The following is a 1153-nucleotide window of genomic DNA, read 5'->3' on the forward strand; positions in this document are numbered from 1 at the left end:
CCGTAACCTGACGATCATCGACACCGGCATTTCCGAGGCGGCGTGATCCGATCTGCCGCAACCGGCCTGTTAAGAAAATTCTAACCCTGTTTGCACTCGGTTGTACCGCTTAGCCGGGTTTTCACTGCTTTGCGGCCAGACTTGGCACGATACTGGCTTCCACGGTGATGCATGTGTCGTTCCGGGAATTGCCGTTCTGGGAACGCCATGCAGTGCCGAAGCCCAGCCGAGAGACCAGCCATGAGTTTCATCATCAAGAAAATGTCACGCCGCGCGCTCGTGCAGGCGTTGATCGCATTGCCTGCCCTGTCTTTGTTCCGCAAGCTGCCTGATGCCGATGCAGCCGATCCAGAGCCCAACCCGAACGAGATCGTCGAGGTCAATGGCTGGATTCTGAGGCGGAGCGACCTGGCATGATCTTCGACAGCTACGAGGCGTATCGCGCCGCGAACTTCACCCCAAAAGTGTGCATCCTAGGCTCCGGTCCGGCCGGCACGACCATTGCCCGCAAGCTTGGCGCGGCCGGCATTCCGGTGGTGGTGATGGAGGCCGGTCCGCGCGAATTCAGCGACGAGTCGCAGGACTTTTACCGTGGCAGCACGGTCGGCGATTTCTATTTCGATCTCGACATAACCCGGCTGCGGTTGATGGGCGGCAGTTCCAACCACTGGGCCGGCTGGTGCCGCGTGCTCGACAAGCAGGATTTCGAGCCGAAGGCCTGGGTACCCGATACGGGCTGGCCGATCCGCCGCACCGACATCGAACCCTATCTGCCGGAAGTGCGCGACATTCTCGACCTTCCGGCCCTCCGGCCAGATGTGCCGATCTCGGACGACATTCGCTGGGTGCAGCTGATCAAGAGCCCGGCCGTGCGCTTCGCCGAGAAGTTCGGCGATGAACTCGACAAGGCCAAGAACATCGCGGTGGTGCTCAACACTTGTGCCACCGAGCTTACCGGCGACGGCAAACGCGTGACGGGCGCCAGACTGTGGTCGAACGGGCAGAATGCCGGCTCCTTCAGCGCCGACTATTTCATCGTCTGCACCGGTGGGCTGGAGAATTCGCGGCTGCTTCTGTGGTCCAACCAGCGCTCGAACGGCGGCGTCGTGCCGAATGCGACGGCGCCGTTCGTGCGCTGGTTGGACCACAGAAG

General features: G+C 61.7%; 1 protein-coding gene and 1 pseudogene. Both read left to right on the forward strand.

Annotated elements, in window-relative coordinates:
• The first annotated feature begins 240 nt into the window (after positions 1–240).
• A complete protein-coding gene (locus EN893_RS34940; RefSeq protein WP_127269433.1) occupies positions 241–417 on the forward strand; it encodes a hypothetical protein in 177 nt (58 codons plus the stop codon).
• Positions 414–1153 (forward strand): annotated as a pseudogene (locus tag EN893_RS34945) (GMC family oxidoreductase); the annotation flags it as partial. The gene EN893_RS34940 and the pseudogene EN893_RS34945, both read left to right, overlap by 4 nt.

Origin of the sequence: Mesorhizobium sp. M7A.F.Ca.CA.004.04.2.1, assembly GCF_004022825.1 — a bacterium.
In the GTDB taxonomy this organism is placed as follows: domain Bacteria; phylum Pseudomonadota; class Alphaproteobacteria; order Rhizobiales; family Rhizobiaceae; genus Mesorhizobium.